This window comes from Paraprevotella clara YIT 11840 (assembly GCF_000233955.1).
Lineage (GTDB): Bacteria > Bacteroidota > Bacteroidia > Bacteroidales > Bacteroidaceae > Paraprevotella > Paraprevotella clara.
This window is the reverse complement of the sequence record NZ_JH376605.1, coordinates 1-16,903: the sequence shown is the minus strand read 5'-3', so window position 1 is coordinate 16,903 and position 16,903 is coordinate 1. Positions and strand designations below refer to the sequence as shown.

General features: G+C 50.9%; 22 protein-coding genes. 16 read left to right on the top strand and 6 right to left on the bottom strand.

Annotation, left to right across the window (positions count from 1 at the left end; genetic code table 11):
• Nucleotides 1-16: 16 nt before the first annotated feature.
• Together mobB and mobA are read right to left on the bottom strand one after the other, a co-directional pair.
• Complete coding sequence (mobB, locus tag HMPREF9441_RS10175; protein ID WP_008620830.1) at nt 17-1,267, bottom strand: conjugal transfer protein MobB; 1,251 nt, start codon at nt 1,265-1,267, stop codon at nt 17-19.
• Nucleotides 1,252-1,674: a conjugal transfer protein MobA gene (gene mobA, locus HMPREF9441_RS10170; protein WP_008620828.1), complete on the bottom strand. Its 423-nt coding sequence runs from the start codon at nt 1,672-1,674 to the stop codon at nt 1,252-1,254. Before mobA ends, mobB begins: the two co-directional genes overlap by 16 nt.
• A 554-nt stretch (nt 1,675-2,228) precedes the next feature.
• Between mobA and HMPREF9441_RS10165 the strand changes: the two genes are divergently transcribed.
• The 16 genes from HMPREF9441_RS10165 to HMPREF9441_RS10090 all read left to right on the top strand — a co-directional run bounded on the left by HMPREF9441_RS10165 (nt 2,229) and on the right by HMPREF9441_RS10090 (nt 14,032).
• A complete protein-coding gene (locus HMPREF9441_RS10165) occupies nt 2,229-3,011 on the top strand; it encodes a ParA family protein (RefSeq protein WP_039865161.1) in 783 nt (260 codons plus the stop codon).
• Nucleotide 3,012: 1 nt separating this feature from the next.
• Nucleotides 3,013-3,441, top strand: coding sequence for a DUF3408 domain-containing protein (locus tag HMPREF9441_RS10160; protein WP_008620820.1), 429 nt, complete (start codon nt 3,013-3,015; stop codon nt 3,439-3,441).
• Between the two features lie 2 nt (nt 3,442-3,443).
• Nucleotides 3,444-4,103: a hypothetical protein gene (locus HMPREF9441_RS10155; RefSeq protein WP_008620818.1), complete on the top strand. Its 660-nt coding sequence runs from the start codon at nt 3,444-3,446 to the stop codon at nt 4,101-4,103.
• 170 nt (nt 4,104-4,273) lie between these two features.
• Nucleotides 4,274-4,570, top strand: coding sequence for a DUF4134 domain-containing protein (locus HMPREF9441_RS10150; RefSeq protein WP_008620816.1), 297 nt, complete (start codon nt 4,274-4,276; stop codon nt 4,568-4,570).
• A 10-nt stretch (nt 4,571-4,580) separates the two neighbouring features.
• A complete protein-coding gene (locus tag HMPREF9441_RS10145) occupies nt 4,581-4,916 on the top strand; it encodes a DUF4133 domain-containing protein (protein WP_008620814.1) in 336 nt (111 codons plus the stop codon).
• On the top strand, nt 4,913-7,426 hold the full coding sequence (locus HMPREF9441_RS10140) for a TraG family conjugative transposon ATPase (RefSeq protein WP_008620813.1): 2,514 nt from the start codon (nt 4,913-4,915) through the stop codon (nt 7,424-7,426). The genes HMPREF9441_RS10145 and HMPREF9441_RS10140 overlap by 4 nt, the downstream gene beginning before the upstream one ends.
• Nucleotides 7,427-7,437: 11 nt before the next feature.
• Nucleotides 7,438-7,794 (top strand): DUF3876 domain-containing protein, encoded by a 357-nt coding sequence (locus tag HMPREF9441_RS10135; protein WP_008620811.1) that lies wholly within the window; start codon nt 7,438-7,440, stop codon nt 7,792-7,794.
• The gene (locus HMPREF9441_RS10130) at nt 7,791-8,417 is read left to right on the top strand and encodes a DUF4141 domain-containing protein (protein ID WP_008620809.1); all 627 of its coding nucleotides are present in this window, start codon (nt 7,791-7,793) and stop codon (nt 8,415-8,417) included. Before HMPREF9441_RS10135 ends, HMPREF9441_RS10130 begins: the two co-directional genes overlap by 4 nt.
• Nucleotides 8,418-8,446: 29 nt before the next feature.
• Complete coding sequence (gene traJ / locus HMPREF9441_RS10125) at nt 8,447-9,481, top strand: conjugative transposon protein TraJ (protein WP_087943199.1); 1,035 nt, start codon at nt 8,447-8,449, stop codon at nt 9,479-9,481.
• Complete coding sequence (gene traK / locus HMPREF9441_RS10120; protein WP_008620804.1) at nt 9,463-10,086, top strand: conjugative transposon protein TraK; 624 nt, start codon at nt 9,463-9,465, stop codon at nt 10,084-10,086. Before traJ ends, traK begins: the two co-directional genes overlap by 19 nt.
• Before the next feature lie 4 nt (nt 10,087-10,090).
• Nucleotides 10,091-10,384, top strand: a complete 294-nt coding sequence (locus HMPREF9441_RS10115; protein ID WP_008620802.1) for a TraL conjugative transposon family protein — start codon at nt 10,091-10,093, stop codon at nt 10,382-10,384.
• Nucleotides 10,362-11,675 carry a conjugative transposon protein TraM gene (gene traM / locus HMPREF9441_RS10110; RefSeq protein WP_008620801.1) on the top strand — a complete coding sequence of 438 codons (1,314 nt, stop codon included), beginning with the start codon at nt 10,362-10,364 and terminating at the stop codon, nt 11,673-11,675. Before HMPREF9441_RS10115 ends, traM begins: the two co-directional genes overlap by 23 nt.
• Before the next feature lie 29 nt (nt 11,676-11,704).
• Nucleotides 11,705-12,640: a conjugative transposon protein TraN gene (gene traN, locus HMPREF9441_RS10105; protein WP_008620800.1), complete on the top strand. Its 936-nt coding sequence runs from the start codon at nt 11,705-11,707 to the stop codon at nt 12,638-12,640.
• Between the two features lie 3 nt (nt 12,641-12,643).
• Complete coding sequence (locus HMPREF9441_RS10100; protein ID WP_008620798.1) at nt 12,644-13,225, top strand: conjugal transfer protein TraO; 582 nt, start codon at nt 12,644-12,646, stop codon at nt 13,223-13,225.
• Between the two features lie 15 nt (nt 13,226-13,240).
• Complete coding sequence (locus HMPREF9441_RS10095) at nt 13,241-13,699, top strand: DUF3872 domain-containing protein (RefSeq protein ID WP_008620796.1); 459 nt, start codon at nt 13,241-13,243, stop codon at nt 13,697-13,699.
• Nucleotides 13,700-13,711: 12 nt separating this feature from the next.
• On the top strand, nt 13,712-14,032 hold the full coding sequence (locus tag HMPREF9441_RS10090) for a hypothetical protein (protein ID WP_008620795.1): 321 nt from the start codon (nt 13,712-13,714) through the stop codon (nt 14,030-14,032).
• 172 nt (nt 14,033-14,204) lie between these two features.
• On the opposite strand, the gene HMPREF9441_RS10085 is transcribed toward HMPREF9441_RS10090, so the two are convergent.
• From HMPREF9441_RS10085 to HMPREF9441_RS10070, 4 genes are all read right to left on the bottom strand, one after another.
• On the bottom strand, nt 14,205-14,687 hold the full coding sequence (locus HMPREF9441_RS10085) for a DUF7258 domain-containing protein (RefSeq protein WP_008620794.1): 483 nt from the start codon (nt 14,685-14,687) through the stop codon (nt 14,205-14,207).
• Nucleotides 14,688-14,698: 11 nt separating this feature from the next.
• Entirely contained in the window at nt 14,699-14,917 is a 219-nt protein-coding gene (locus tag HMPREF9441_RS10080) for a DUF3873 domain-containing protein (protein WP_005680371.1), read from the bottom strand.
• Nucleotides 14,918-14,994: 77 nt separating this feature from the next.
• Nucleotides 14,995-15,528 carry an antirestriction protein ArdA gene (locus HMPREF9441_RS10075; RefSeq protein WP_008620792.1) on the bottom strand — a complete coding sequence of 178 codons (534 nt, stop codon included), beginning with the start codon at nt 15,526-15,528 and terminating at the stop codon, nt 14,995-14,997.
• A 634-nt stretch (nt 15,529-16,162) separates the two neighbouring features.
• Nucleotides 16,163-16,693 carry an ORF6N domain-containing protein gene (locus HMPREF9441_RS10070; protein WP_008620789.1) on the bottom strand — a complete coding sequence of 177 codons (531 nt, stop codon included), beginning with the start codon at nt 16,691-16,693 and terminating at the stop codon, nt 16,163-16,165.
• Nucleotides 16,694-16,903: the final 210 nt, after the last annotated feature.

Genomic DNA, 16,903 nt, shown 5'->3' with positions numbered 1-16,903 from the left:
ATCGTATGTTTTTAAGTTAGTCGATACGCCTTGTACGTTTCTTTTTCTTCTTCTTTCTCTTTTGGTGGACGGTGTCTTGCGGCTCGCCACCAGCGGATGAACCACTGCCCAGCAAGCCGCCGAAAGCACCCAGCACGGAAGCCACGCCCGAAACAATGTCGGCTTTCGGCGTGAAGCCCGGCTGTTCCTGATGTGCGGATTGTTCCCGCTGTATATCCGTTTTTCTTTTATCGGAATACAGGTCGTTGAACACGTTCGCCGAATACTCCTTGCCCAAGCGTGAACCGTTCAGCACCACCCGGCTGTCGTGGTCGATGAACGTAACGCCATAGATGCGCCCGCTGTCGTTCTGACGGAATACCACATCAATGCCCTGCTTCTTTAGCTGCTGTTCCAGTTCCTTGCGGCTGCGGGCGGTCTGCATGGTGGCGGCTACAATCTTCCGGGTGCGTTCTTTCAGTTTCTTGTCCTTAATCACCTCGCCCGATTTCTCCATTCTGCGCTGTACCGCTTCATAGCCCACCGATTTGCCGATGCGGGAAGCCTTTACCGGGTTGCCCACCTTTTCGCCCTTGTCATTCATGGCGGAATAGACTATGCCCTGATAGGGCTTGCCGTTTATCTCCCCCTTGACTTCTTCGGCACATATATTATAGGTAGCAAGCAAAACCTTGTACTCCCCGAACGACTGGAAGCGGTAGCCGTAACAAGCCGCTTTCACGGCATTGCCGATTTGGTGCTTCACGTCCCCGGCGGTGTAGTCCACCTTTTTAAGTTCCGGGCGTTCGGCGCGTTCCTTTCGTTCTGCCGGGTGAAGCCCGTATTTCTTTTCCAGTTCACGGGTTATCTGCTTGCTGCGCCGATGCTCGAACCTGTCGTTCAGCGGTCTGCCGTTCTCGTCCACCCGCAACCCTACGATGTGGATATGGTGGCGGTCGATGTCTGTATGCTTGTACACCAAATAAGGCTGGTCGCCATAACCCAACTTCCGCATATACTCCCGTGCGATGTCGGAAAGCTGCTGGTCGGTCAGCACGTCTTCCGGGTGCGGGTTTATGGAAATATGAAGTATCGGCTTCTTGGTGGATAGCTGGACGGGCATCTGCATTTCAAAGCTGCGCATACACTCGCTGATAGAGAAATTCCCGTCCTCACTTAACAGCATCCGGTTGGAAAAAAGCACCTTTGCTTCTTCGCTATCCACCTTGTTTTGGTTGTATGCCAGTGCGCCGAACATATTACCGCCCGTGCTTATTTTGGCAACCATAGTTCCTTACATTCATTGGTTAATGCAATGACTTGGCGGTTCAGTGCCGCCAGTTCGGTGGTCGCTTTCTCCAGTTTATAGAGGAATGCCAGTGCCTTTTTCTCCGAAAAGTTGCTGTGCAACGCCTTTACCACTTGGTTGTAATTGACCGCTACGGCTCTGAATTGTGCATAAAATTCAGTCAGCCGGGCGCAGTATTCTACCGCTGACTTCTCCACTTTCACCACCCGGAACGGCTCGCCGAACAGCCGGGCGGCGATGAAACGGGATTTGCTCGTAACGCCCGACTGCTCCCACTGCGAGAGGAAGCGGGCGTTCTCCCGGTCGTTCAGGTAAAGGACATGGCGGTGCTTCGCCGGGTCTGCGAGGGCGGGACGACCGCCCTTGTTGGTTCTTCTTGTTTCCATACTTCTTTTGAATTAATAAATTACGACTTCGGAGTGATTTTTACCCCCCCCCACAAGGGGCAAGGCGTTTTCAGGCACGGAAAACGGTTTTGTAGCATACAAAACACACCTTGCTATTTTCTGACGAAAATCGAAATCCGTCACGGACGGATTGGGGTTAGCGTGAAACGGAAAGCCCAGCCATTAACCTGCCCGTTTTTACATCCCCGCCTCCTGCGGTTCGTTACTCTGCTGCAAAGTAACGGTGATTTATAATGCTGTAAAATAGGTGGTTGGTGGACAAAATGGGACATCGCAGGACAAATCGGGACACATCTAAAAACGGACGTTTTTTCTCCTTTTATTTGCAGAAGATTTCAAGATTGAAAGAAATATTTCAGTCAGGAAAGAATGATTGAAAACTTGATTTCAAGAAAACAAGATTGCAGGATTTCAGTATTTCAAGAAAGAATGAAAGCAAGAAAACAATATTGAAATAAAACAATCTTTCAATATTTCAAGAAAGCTATATGGCTGGATTGATTGAAAGCAATAAACAAATCTATCAACCAATAATGAAAGAAAGCAATATGGAAAACGAGAAAACACCCCTGTATGTCGCCTTTTCCACCCAAAAGGGCGGGGTCGGCAAAACCACCTTTACCGTGCTGGCGGCGAGTTACCTCTACTACCTCAAAGGCTACGATGTGGCGGTGGTGGATTGCGACTACCCCCAACACTCCATTGCCGGGATGCGAAAGCGGGATGCCGAACAGGTCGGGGCGGATGAAGATTACAAGCGCATGGCGTATGAACAGTTTACCCGGCTGGGGAAGAAAGCCTACCCGGTGCTATGCAGTTCGCCCGAAAAGGCGATAGTCACGGCTGACGAATATATAGCCGCCGGACATGTGCCGGATATTGTCTTTTTCGACCTGCCCGGCACGGTGAACAGCGAGGGCGTGATAAACTCCCTTGCGGGCATGGACTACATCTTCACCCCGATTTCAGCCGATAAGGTGGTGCTGGAAAGCAGCCTGTCGTTTGCGGTGGCTATCCAAAAGCTGCTGGTGAAGAACGATGCCTGCCGCCTTGCCGGGCTGTACCTCTTTTGGAACATGGTGGACGGACGGGAGAAAACAGACCTCTACACCGCCTACGACAAGACCATAAAGGAACTGGAACTGCCGCTGATGAAAACCTTTATCCCCGACACCAAACGCTACAAAAAGGAACTGGTAGCGGATAAAAAGGCGGTGTTCCGCTCCACGCTCTTTCCCGCCAGCCGCCCGCTGGTAAGGGGAAGCAACTTGGAAGAACTGATAACTGAAATAGTGTACTACATCAAATTACAATGATATGGCAAAGCAAAGCGGCGGGATGCCGAAGATAGACGAGGATTTCATGAAAGAACTTATCTCGCAGGGTGTACCCGCCAAGCGGGAGAACCAGCCGGATGATGCACCGCAGCCCGGCGGCGAAACGGAAACCGCCCACGAGGGACGGCAGACTGAAACGGTGCGGGTGGAGAAAACGACAAACCGCAAGCGCAAGGGCGGTTCGGGTGACTACCGGGAAACCTACTTTCAGAAAGTGGAACTGGCAGACCGACAGCCCTTGTACGTGAGCCGTACCACGCACGAGAAGCTGATACGTATCGTGACGGTGATAGGCGGGCGCAAGGTAACGGTAAGCAGCTACGTGGAGAACATTCTACTGCGCCACTTCGAGCAGTACCAAGACGAGATAAACACCCTGTACGAAAGCCACTTCCAAAAGCCTGTCTGACTATGGTAATCCATTGCATACTTACCGGGCTTTTGGTGTACTATATCGCCCTGTGGCTATGGTATCGCTACACGGACAGCCGGACATCACCGGGCAAAACGGATGATGAACCACTTCCTCCAAATGAGGTTTCAGGCTACACGCTGATAGGTGAAAGCCGATACAAGGGTGGACAAATCGGGACAGCGCAGGACAAATCGGGACAGCTCCCGCAAACGGCTGAAAATGATACTATTTTTGAGCCGCAGACGAACGAACAGCCGGAAGAAAGCATTTCGGATGCAACACCCGAAGCGGACGAAACGCCCGGTTACGAGAATGACGAACCCGACTACGAGGACGAGGAAATAGCCGGGTACATGGACGGTGACAATGATACCGGGCGGGCTACGGGCGTGAGCTTCGATGAACTGGGCGAAGCGGTGCGAACGGCGAACGCCGACAATCCCACCGAAGCGGAGAAACGGCAAGCCGCCGGGACACTGGCGGGTATCGAGGGGACGAACCTCTACGATGCGGTGGTGGAGAACATCAACGGCGGGCTGGCAAAGGTGGCGGAACTGCTGGGGCGCAACGAAGCGGAACGGGCTGCGGCTACCCCTGCCGGAAACGGCAGCACAAGCGAGGAATACGAAGCGTTCGACATGAACGACTTCCTATAATGTAATAATGTATAAGTATGACAACATGAAACAGCGTGACTACGGTTGATTGGTAACTCTAAAACCAACAGGCGGCATCCGTGCCGCAACCACTAAAATTTCAAGTTATTCATCCGCCGGTTGACAGCGGACTATCCACCCGCTGCCCCGGCATTAAAATTCAAATCACAATGAGAAAGAAAATCTTCTTGTCGGCGGCTCTCCTTGCCGCCGTGGCAAGTACCTACGCACAAGGAAACGGGCAGGCGGGCATCACCGAAGCCACAAACCTAATCACCGGGTATTTCGACCCTGGAACAAAACTGGTGTACGCAATCGGGGCGGTCTGCGGCTTGATTGGCGGGGTAAAAGTATATAACAAATTTAGTTCCGGAGACCCCGACACTTCAAAGACTGCCGCCAGTTGGTTCGGGGCGTGTATCTTCCTGATTGTCGCCGCCACTATCCTGCGGTCGTTCTTCCTCTAAAACGGCGGCTATGTCTGAATATCAAGTAAATAGGGGTATCGGAAAGCCCGTGGAGTTCAAGGGTCTGAAAAGCCAGTACCTTTTCATTTTTGCAGGCGGCTTACTCGCCGTGTTCGTGGTGTTCATCATCCTGTTCATGGCAGGCGTGAACCAATGGCTATGTATCGGTTTCATCGTGTCGGCTTCGCTGCTGCTCGTATGGCAGACGTTCCGGCTGAATGCCCGGTACGGTACGCACGGATTAATGAAAGCAGCCGCACGCAAACGGCATCCACGCTTCATTATCAACCGCAAGGCGATACCCCGGTTATTCACCTACAAAAAAAGAAAGGAGAACGAAACATGAGGAATACATTAAAAGCTACCACGCTGGAAAGGAAATTTCCTCTTTTGGCGGTGGAGAACGGCTGCATCATTTCAAAGGATGCCGACATAACGGTGGCTTTCCGGGTGGAACTGCCCGAACTGTTCACCGTCACCAGCGCCGAATATGAAGCCATACATTCGGCATGGTACAAGGCAATCAAGGTGCTGCCCGACTACTCCATAGTACACAAGCAGGACTTCTTCATCAAGGAAAACTACCAGCCCGACACCGAAAGGGACGAACTTAGCTTCCTGTCCCGGAGTTTTGAACGGCATTTCAATGAACGTCCGTTCCTGAACCATTACTGCTACCTGTTCCTGACGAAAACGACAAGGGAGAGAAGCCGCCGACAGAGCGACTTCTCCACCCTCTGCCGGGGCAGGATTGTACCGCAGGAGATAGCGGACAGGGAAGCGGCGGCAAAGTTCATCGAAGCGATCGGGCAGTTTGAAAGAATTATGAACGACAGCGGTTTTGTCACGCTCACCCGGCTGGCAGCATCGGAAATCACCGGGCAGGGCGGAAAGGTGGGTATCATCGAGAAATACTTCTCGCTATCGCAGACCGACACCACCTGCCTGAAAGACATCGGACTGTACCCGGAAGAAATGCGTGTCGGGGACGATATACTGTGCCTGCACACGCTCTCGGACGTGGAAGATTTGCCCGGAAAGGTCGGGACGGACACACGCTTTGAAAAGTTGTCCACTGATAGAAGCGATTGCAGGTTGAGTTTTGCCGCCCCGGTCGGGGTACTGTTGTCGTGTAACCACGTCTATAACCAGTACATCTTCATAGACGACCACGCCGAGAACCTGAAAAATTTTGAGCAGACCGCCCGGAACATGCAATCGCTCTCCCGCTACTCCCGTGCCAACCAAGTGAACAAGGAATGGATAGACGAGTACCTGAACGAAGCCCACAGCAGGGGGCTTGTATCGGTGCGCTGCCACTGTAACGTCATGGCTTGGTCGGATGACAGGGAAGAACTCAAACGCATACGCAACGATGTGGGAAGCCAGCTTGCCTTAATGGAGTGCAAGCCCCGACACAACACAGTCGATACGCCCACACTCTTTTGGGCGGGCATACCCGGCAACGAAGCAGACTTCCCGGCAGAGGAAAGTTTCTACACATTCTTGGGGCAGGCTCTATGCCTGTTCGTGGAAGAAACGAACTACAAGAGTTCGCTTTCACCGTTCGGCATCAAAATGGTGGACAGGGTAAGCGGTCGCCCGCTGCACATCGACATTTCAGACCTGCCCATGAAGAAAGGCATCACGACCAACCGCAACAAGTTCATACTTGGGCCGAGCGGGTCGGGCAAGTCTTTCTTCACCAACCACATGGTACGCCAGTATTACGAACAGGGAGCACATGTGCTACTGGTCGATACGGGTAACAGCTACTTGGGGCTGTCCCAGCTTATCCACAACCGGACACACGGAGAGGACGGGATTTATTTCACCTACACCACCGAAAACCCGATAGCGTTTAACCCGTTCTATGTCGAGGACGGGGTATTTGACATCGAGAAGAAAGAGAGTATCAAGACCCTTATACTCACCCTGTGGAAGCGGGACGATGAAGCCCCGAAGCGGTCGGAAGAAGTGGCGTTGTCCAATGCGGTAAGTGCCTATATCGAACGTATCACGTGCGACAGGTCGGTAACGCCTTGCTTCAACACGTTCTACGAGTTTGTCCGGGATGAATACCGACTGCGGCTTGCAGAAAAGAACGTCAGGGAAAAGGATTTTGACATCGACAACTTCCTGAACGTGCTTGAACCCTACTATCGTGGCGGTGAATACGACTACCTGCTGAACTCCAACAAGGAACTGGATTTGTTGCATAAACGCTTCATAGTCTTTGAGTTGGATAACATCAAAGACCACAAGATTTTATTCCCGATAACGACTATCATCATCATGGAAGCCTTTATCAACAAGATGCGCAAGTTAAAAGGAATAAGGAAGTTAATACTAATTGAGGAAGCGTGGAAAGCGATTGCAAGTGCGAATATGGCAGATTACATAAAATATTTGTACAAGACCGTCAGAAAGTATTTCGGGGAAGCGATTGTAGTCACGCAGGAAGTGGAAGATATTATTTCTTCCCCTATCGTGAAAGAAAGTATCATCAACAACTCGGACTGCAAAATCCTGTTAGACCAAAGAAAATATCTCAACAAGTTCGACAGCATACAAAACCTGCTCGGACTGACCGACAAGGAGCGTTCGCAAATATTGTCCATCAACATGGCGAACCACCCCGGACGGAAGTACAAGGAAGTTTTCTTTTCGCTGGGCGGTACACAGTCGGCGGTGTACGCAACGGAAGTTTCGCTGGAAGAATACTACACGTACACGACCGAAGAAAGCGAGAAAATGGAACTGTTCGCCCTTGCCGACAAGCTGGGCGGCAACCTCGAACTGGCTATCAAGCGGCTTGCGGAAAGCAAGAGAAATCCCCAATTATCAATAACTTAAAGTAAAGAAACATGAAACGGATAAACAAACTGTTTCCCTTGCTGCTATGCGCTTGCCTGTCATTGGCAAGCTGCACTGGCAGCGGGGACAAACAACCGGAAAAGATGTGTGGTGAATGGGTACACGTCAAGGGAAGCCCCTCTTTCACCCTTTCGGAAACGGACGGCAAATATAGTGTTACCCGAAAATCAAATGTCAGGGGCAAGGTGCTGGAAACCACCTATCAAGTGACAGAGCGGGACGGAAACCTGTTCATCGAAACTGGCTTTGCCATATTGCTGTCGTATGACAAGGAACGTGACCGGATAACCCTTTCACCCGGCGGCGAATACAAGCGAGTTACAAATCCAAAAAACAAAACAAGATGAAGAAAACAATTCTCCTTATGGCGGTGTGCCTTTGCTTCATCGGCAAGGCATCCGCCCAGTGGGTGGTGTCAGACCCCGGCAACTTGGCACAGGGTATCATCAACACCACCAAGCAGATAGTGCAGACCTCCACCACCGCCAAGAACACGCTGGACGGCTTCATGGAAGCGCAGAAGATTTTCCAACAGGGTAAAAAATATTACGATGCGCTCAAAGCGGTGCATGACGTGGTTAAGGGCGGTGTCAAGGTGAAGAAGTCCATTGAACTGGTGGCGGAAATATCCGAAATCTACGTGCGCAACTATCAGAACATGCTGGCAGACCCTAACTACACACCGGATGAACTCACTGCCATTTCAGCCGGATACGCCAAGCTGCTATCCGAAAGTGCGGACGTGTTGCAGGACTTGAAAAATGTCGTGAACATCACGGGCATGTCGCTGACGGATGCCGAACGTCTGGCAATCATCGACAACGCCTATAAAAGCCTGCTCAACTACCGCAACCTTGTGAACTACTATACCCGCAAGAACATATCCGTGTCCTATCTGCGGGCGAAGAAGAAGAACGACACCGACCGGGTGCTGGCTCTCTACGGCTCGGCGGATGAACGCTACTGGTAACATTATACGACCACTTAATTAGTATGCCTATGTTATTAGCAGCGGTGGATTTTGACAACCTGCACCAAGTGTTGCGGGTGTTGTACGATGAAATGATGCCCTTGTGCAGTAATATGACAGGGGTAGCCAAAGGGATAGCCGGACTGGGGGCTTTGTTCTACGTAGCCGCCAAAGTGTGGCAGTCGCTCGCACGTGCCGAACCCATAGACGTGTACCCGCTCCTGCGTCCCTTTGCGCTGGGGCTGTGTATCATGTTTTTTCCAACTTTCGTGTTGGGGACTATCAACACGGTATTGTCGCCAGTGGTAAAAGGGTGCAACCAGCTTATGGAAACGCAGACTTTCGACATGAACGAGTACCGGGCGCAGAAAGACCGACTGGAATATGAAGCCCTGATGCGAAGCCCCGAAACGGCTTACCTCGCATCGGACGAGGAATTTGACAGACAACTGGAAGAACTGGGCTGGTCGCCCTCCGACATGGTGACAATGACCGGAATGTACATGGACAGGGCGGCTTACAACATCAAGAAGTCCGTCCGGGACTGGTTCAGGGAACTGCTGGAAATGCTGTTTCAGGCGGCGGGGCTGATTATAGACACGCTGCGGACTTTCTTCTTAATCGTGTTAAGCATACTGGGTCCGCTGGCGTTCGCGATTTCCGTCTATGACGGTTTCCAAAGCACGCTGACCCAGTGGATTTCACGCTATATCTCCATTTACCTGTGGCTACCCGTGTCGGACTTGTTCAGCAGTGTGCTGGCTCGCATACAGACGCTGATGCTCCAAAAGGACATCGAACAGCTTTCAGACCCGAACTTCATCCCGGACGGGAGCAGCACCGTGTATGTAATCTTTATGATTATCGGCATCGTGGGCTACTTCACCATTCCGACAGTAGCAAGCTGGATAGTGTCGGCTGGCGGCACGTCTGCCTATAACCGCAACGTGGCACGGGCTGGGTCAATCGCCGGGGCTGCGGTCGGTGCGGCAAGCGGGAAAGTAACCGGGAAACTACTCAAACAACCAACATCAAAATTTAGTATATGGAATTTAAGTCATTAACGAACATTGAAACGAGTTTCCGGCAAATAAGGCTGTTCGCACTGGTATTCATCTGCCTGTGCGCACTGGTGACGGGCTTCGCCGTGTGGAACTCGTACAGCTTCGCCGAGAAGCAGCGGCAGAAGATATACGTCCTCGACAACGGCAAGAGCCTGATGCTGGCACTCTCGCAGGACATGGCACAGAACAGACCCGTGGAAGCGAAGTCGCACGTGCGGCGTTTCCACGAACTTTTCTTCACGTTATCGCCCGACAAGGGGGCTATCGAAAGTAATATCAGACGCTCGCTGTTCCTCGCCGACAAGACCGCTTTCAACTATTACAAGGACTTGGCGGAAAAGGGCTACTACAACCGGGTAATTTCGGGAAACGTCACGCAGACGGTGGAGATTGACAGCGTGAAATGCGACTTCGACCAGTACCCCTACAAGGTGAACACCTATGCCCGCCAGTTGATTGTCCGGGAAAGCAGCCTGACGGTGCGAAGCCTCGTGACCTCGTGCCGCCTGCTCAACGCCACACGCAGCGACAACAACCCGCACGGTTTCATCATCGAAGCGTTCACCATTACCGAGAACAAGGATTTACAGACCATTAAACGATAGGCGTATGGAAACAAGAAAGAAAAAAGGCTGCATCGAAAAGGTGCAGGACTGGGCGGACGACCGCCTGCGCCGGATGTGCGGACGGATTACGCCGGGCAAAAGGCTGGCGGTTATCCTCGTGATGTTCTTCTTCTTTGGCGGCTTGTCCGTCTATATCACCGTTTCATCAATATACAACATCGGGAAGCGGGACGGCAGGCGGCTGCAAATAGAACACATCAAACAATACCCGCTACATGATAGCGACAGTATCAACCCCTTAAACAGACCGGAATATGGACGAAGTACAGAAGAATGAGAACGGCACGACCGTACCACAAGCGGACAGAAAGCCTGAAAAGGAAAAGAAAACCAAAAAGGAACTGACACCCCAACAGGTACAGCAGCGCAGGAAAATGATAGTCTTCCCGCTGATGTTCCTTGCCTTTTCAGGGTGCATGTATCTGATATTCGCACCTGCTGATAAAGAGGACGTGAATGTGGAGAGCGTGGGCGGCTTCAACGCCGACATACCCCTGCCCGCAGAGGACGGGATTATAGCCGACAAGCAGGCAGCCTACGAGCAGGCGATGATGAACCGCAAACGGAAAGAGAAAATACAGTCGTTGCAGGACTTCGGTTTCACCACGGAAGAAGAATCCGGAGAAACGAAGCCCGAAATCGACCTGATGCCGGACGAAGAAGATGTGCAACCCCGGCGGGCTGGCGCTGCTTCCTCGGCAAACGCCTACCGGGACATCAACCGCCAGTTAAGCACGTTTTACGAAACGCCAGCGGTGGACGAGGAAAAAGAGGACTTGAAGCGGCAGGTGGCGGAACTGACCGACAGGCTGCAACAACAGCAGAACGCCACGCCTACCGCTGACGACCAAATGGCTCTTTTGGAAAAGTCCTATGAACTGGCGGCAAGATACATGAACGGCGGGCAAGTGGCGCAAGTACCCGTAACTGGCAGCATTGAACGCAAGCCGGATGCGGTAGCGGTGCAGGCTGTCAGGGAAACGACCGTATCGGGATTGCAGCAGCCCATGAGCGATGCCGACTTCATCCGGGCGTACAGCCAGCCACGAAACTACGGTTTCAACACGGCGGTGGGCACGGGCTATGCTATGGGAAAGAACACGGTAGCCGCCTGCATCCACCAAGACCAAACACTGACGGACGGGCAGGCGGTGAAACTCCGGCTGCTCGAACCCATGCAGGCGGGGAACATCGTTGTGCCGAAGAATACCCTTGTAGCAGGAACGGCAAAAGTGCAGGGCGAACGGCTTGACATACTGGTGTCCTCGATTGAACATGCGGGCAACATCATCCCGGTGGAACTCGCCGTGTTCGACACGGACGGGCAAAAGGGGCTGTCCGTCCCGTCCTCAATGGAGCAGGAAGCGTTCAACGAGGCTATGGCGAATATCGGCAGCGGGCTGGGTACAAGCATTTCCTTTGCCCAAAGTGCCGGGCAGCAGGTGGCTATGGACGTGACAAGAGGCTTGCTGCAAGGAACGTCCGGCTACCTCGCCAAGAAGTTCCGAACCGTGAAAGTGAAGCTGAAAGCCGGGTACAAGGTGATGCTTTATGCAAAACAACAATAATTATTTAACCACTAAAATTTCAATTGACAATGAAACAGATTTTTGCAATGTTCGCCCTCTTGCTGGGCGTGTGTGCGGCAAACGCACAAACTACTGACACCGTGAAGTATGTAGCGGGCAACGATTTGTACCGGGGCATTACCCGGAAACTGCCTTACCGCCAAATGGTAACGCCCTATGGCGTGGAAGTGACATTTGCCAAGACCGTGCATATCATCTTTCCTGCCGCCGTGCGATACGTGGACTTGGGAAGCAACCACATCATAGCGGGAAAGGCTGACGGGGCGGAAAACGTGATACGTGTGAAAGCCACGACAGAGGGCTTTCCGGGCGAAACGAATTTTTCTGTCATTTGCGAGGACGGCAGTTTCTTTTCGTTCAACGCCAAGTACGCCCGTGAACCGGAAATGCTCAACATCGAAATGAAAGACTTCTTGGAAAATGAAGATACGTCCGATTTCTCGCATACCCGCATGAACATCCATTTCCGGGAACTGGGTAACGAAAGCCCGCTACTGGTGAAGCTGATAATGCAGAGCATCTACAAGAATAATGACCGGAAAGTGCGCCACTTGGGTAGCAAGCGTTTCGGCATACAGTTCTTAATCAAGGGGATTTATACCTATAACGGGATGCTCTATGTACACACGCAGACGAAGAACAGTTCCAACGTGCCTTTCGACACGGACTTCATCAAGTTTAAGATAGTCGATAAGAAAGTACCGAAACGCACGGCTATTCAGGAAACGGTGCTGGATGCGGTACGCAGCTACAACGAGGTGATAGAGATTGCCGGAAAATCGACCGTGCGCACGGTGTACGCCCTGCCGAAGTTCACCATTCCTGACGACAAACTGCTGCTGGTGGAGCTTTACGAGAAGAACGGCGGGCGGCATCAGACCATACGGGTGGAAAATTCCGACATCGTGAATGCGGAAGTGATTGACGAACTCAAAATCAAATAGGGAATGAAGAAACACATCTTTATAATGATGCTCTTTGCGCTGTGCCTGACCTCGTTTCAGGCACACGCACAAAGATACCTGCCGGGCATGAAAGGCTTGCAGGTCACGGCGGGCATGGCGGACGGGGTACATTGGAACGCTGGCAGCAATTTCGCCTACCACTTCGGGGCGGCGTACAGCGTTTACACCAAGAACGCAAACCGCTGGGTGATTGGCGGAGAATACTTGCACAAGAAGTATGACTACAAGGATATGCGTATTCCAGTCGAACAGTTCACCGCAGAGGGCGGCTATTACCTGAAATTCCTATCAGACAGGCGAAAGACATTTTTTCTTTCGCTGGGGCTGTCGGCTCTCGCCGGGTATGAGGTGAGCAACAAAAGCGAAAAGTTACTGCCGGACGGCTCTACACTGCTGGATAAGGACTGCTTTATTTACGGCGGTGCGCTCACGCTGGAACTGGAAGCCTACCTGACAGACCGGATAGCCTTGCTTGTCAATGCAAGGGAACGGATGCTGTTCGGTTCGGACATCGGGAAGTTCCATACGCAGGTAGGCATCGGGGTAAAATTCATCATCAACTAACCGTTATATATAATAATGTATATGAAAAACGTAATGTATAAAATCATCATGGGCTGCTACATCGTGGCCGCCCTTGTGCTTGTCACCGCCTGTAATGACAGCTTGGATATTCAGCAGGCGTACCCGTTCAGCATCGAAACGCTGCCAGTACCCAAGAAACTGAAAGTCGGGGAAACCGCCGAAATACGCTGCCAGTTGGTACGTGGCGGCTATTACCTGCCGACCACCTATCAGATACGCTATTTCCAGCCGGACGGCAAAGGGAAGCTGGAAATGGATAACGGCACGGTGTTCCTGCCCAATGACCTTTACCCGCTGGAGAAAGAAAAGTTCCGGCTCTACTACACCTCCGCATCGACCGACCAACAGACGATTGACATTTATATCATCGACAGCTTCGGACAGATGCAGCAGCTTACACTATCATTTAATAATGACAACAGCGAAGAAGAAACGGAAACAATAACCCCCTAACAATAAAATGACATGGTAAAAATAGAATTGGATATAAAAGGTATCTCGTGGTACATAGAAACCACGCTGGAAACAGATACGGTTCCGGCAGTAGGTGACATCATTATCGTGGATAAGGACTGCATTTCTGAACGTGATAGTGCTACACTGTGGAAAACGCCGTCCAATCAGGTTTTCAAATGGGCGGATGAAGAAGATGATGCGCCCGTAATGGTATGGTTCGATTGCGACACGGAAATGCTTGTCACCAAGCGGACTTGGAAATACGACATCGAGGAAGAAGAAACCGTGTGCATACTTAGTGTAAAATTTATGCATTGTGAGGATTTGTAGTTGTGATATTCGTTTAATGATACGCAAAGCGTAAATGCCAGCAGACAGCCCGCCGGGAAGCATCGGCGGGCTGTTTCCATGATAGGGAAGCGAAAGGCTTCTTTGTTACTTTCTTCACCCGCTGGCAGGCTCACGGAAGAAAGTAACGGCGGCAAACAGCCGCCGTTCTCTATCAACTGATTTTAAGGCTCTTTATGGACGTGTATTTCTCTAACCACACCTTTACCTGTTCCATGTTATATTCGCCCGTTATGACCGCCGTATGGTCGTTTATGGCTACAAACCGGACACTTTCATAGCTGTTTACCCAGCCTTGCAGGGAACAGACACCCCACGCCGCCGCATCTTCAAAAACACTGCGGTCTATTTGGCTGATTGGCTCACCGAAAACTACCGTCATTGTCTGAAAGTCCGGTTTGTCCTCCAGCAGTTGCAAATGGCGCAACGTGCCGAACTCGTCAATTTTACGCCCCCACGCCCACACATCATTATATAAATCATCGCCCCACTGGTGCGGGCGGTCGAAACGAACTTTTACCTCTATGGTGTGTTCGTTTTCTTCTGTGTCCTCGATAACGCCCGTTACCATTAAGCCCGTAAAAATACACTCGCAACGCTTGCCGATAAGCTCCTTGTTTACTTCTGTCGTTTTCATATCCCTAAAATTTACTTATTACTCTGTTCTTTTTTCGCTATCCACCCGTCACGCCTGCGGCGGCACTCTGCCAGCGTTTTGGCTACCGTGCTGAATAGTTCGCCGTCAAAGTGGCGGTAGTCATATTGAAAATAAATCTGTCCCCTGAATGCGCCTAAGCAACATTTCACGTATTTTTCTTCTCCCGGTGTTTGGGTGATGCTTACCCCGTTTTTGTTAAGTGACTGCATGATGTCTCATTTTTTTATGGTTATAAACTTGGTTGTTTTTAGCGGGCAGGGCTTTGACACCCCGCCCGGATTGGTTGTTATGCCGCACGGAACACAAAGCCATCATCAAACCAGTAATCGCACATGAACAGGTCACGGGCAAACTTTTCATAATCGAAATAGGTCTTTGCGAACTCCGGCAGGTCGTAACATTCTTCTATAATTTCATAGGCGAAATCTTCTTCATCGTCATATTCCCCTTGATATTCATCCCGGAAATCACGTACAAGGTCGTCCGCATCTTCCTCGCCTAAATCATGGCTTTTATAGTTGCACCACACGAAAAAGGCTTCCTGCTCGGTGTCGCTCAAATCCTCCACCGCATCACGCAGGGAAAAGAAATTTTCAGAAATCCAGCTTTCGCCGATTAAGCCCTCCGGCACGTTCTCCCAGTCCTGAAACATATATTCCGCATCTTCCTCGTCCTTGTGAAGTTCCCGGCAGGCTTCGTAAAATTCTTCCTTGTCCGAATAATCCGAAAGGTCGAGCCATGCGCCGGACAATGAACCGTTGTTGTACTTGGCGTAAGTGCCTACATAAACGCTTGCTGCTGATAATGTCGTTGCTTCCATATTGCTGTAATTTTTAAGTTTTTAATTTTATGCGGATTCGAGAGGTGAGGGAGTTGAAGTTTCACTGAACTTTTTTCCTGTTTCCCGTAAATCCGACTTTTTTTTTATGCGTCTTCCGGTCGGGTCGGTCGTTTTCGTTTCACATAGGCTCAAAAGGGTAGTGTTTAGAGTTTGCAAGGTTTTGGGCAAAAAATACCTCGCAAGGCAGGGAAGATTTTTTCGCCAAACCGGAACGGCTCGACCTTGCAAAGTCGTGAAGAACACGTAACTACCTTTGCCTATTGAAATGATTAAAACGACTGTCCCGGCTGGGGGACTGCGTAAGAGGAAGATTTACAGATAGGGAAACAGGGGAAAAGTGCCTGTTCTCTTTCGTCTTTTAGGGAACACTCCATGCGGGCGGGAAAGGCAAGGGTATGGCAAGTTTACCTTGCGGTACGCTTGTGCGGGTTTCCAACGGCTCTTTTCACGAAATACAGTCAGCCATGCCACGCACGGCTGGCGTTTCGGGGAATGTGCCAATTGGAAAAGGATATAAAAAATGCGGGTAGTCGGTGGACTGCCCGCAAGGTGGAAGAATGTACAATATTGGGACATAACTTATGAGATGGTATTTCGTTACCGAAATCGTTACCTATTCGTTTTTGTCACGGTTATAGGTAACGAAACCTACCGGACGGCGTTCTTTCTGTTGTTTCGACTGGCTCAAAAGCTGGGTAAGGGCTTGGTACAGTTCGTTGAACTGCGCATCGGTGCTTACCTCCAGTTCCTCGATGCGCTTTAACAGTTCCTCGTAACCGATTACCATTTGGCGCATGAGGACGAAAGCCCGCATGATGGAAATGTTTACTTCTATGGCTACTTTGGAGCGGAGAACCGAAGAAAGCATGGCTACGCCCTGCTCCGTAAAAGCCATAGGCATAGCAATGCCGAAGTTGTAAGCAGGGGGTATCACATTTTGTGACACCCCTATGGATAACAGTAAGTTAGCTTCCTCTTGGGTGAGAACAAACATAAAGTCACCCGGAAAACGCTCGATATTGCGCTTGACCGCCTGCTTCAAGGCTCGTGTTTCCACTTGGTAGAGTTCTGCCAAATGATAATCGAGCATCACCCGGCAACCTCTGACTTCAAAAATCTTGTTTTGGATAATCTGCAAGTCCATAATCGTATATTTTAGGGTATTAAGTAATGTTGGAACAACAGTAAGGACTGGTCACAAATTGTGACCAGTTCCCAATAATCAAGATTACATGGCGACTTCCTTGTAAATTTTCTCGATGCCGACAAACTTCTTGTCAAGACCCTGCATATCACTGCCTATCTTGCTGTTGGTGATGCGTAGGCTCGGCAAACAACGCCTTTCCGCTTTACA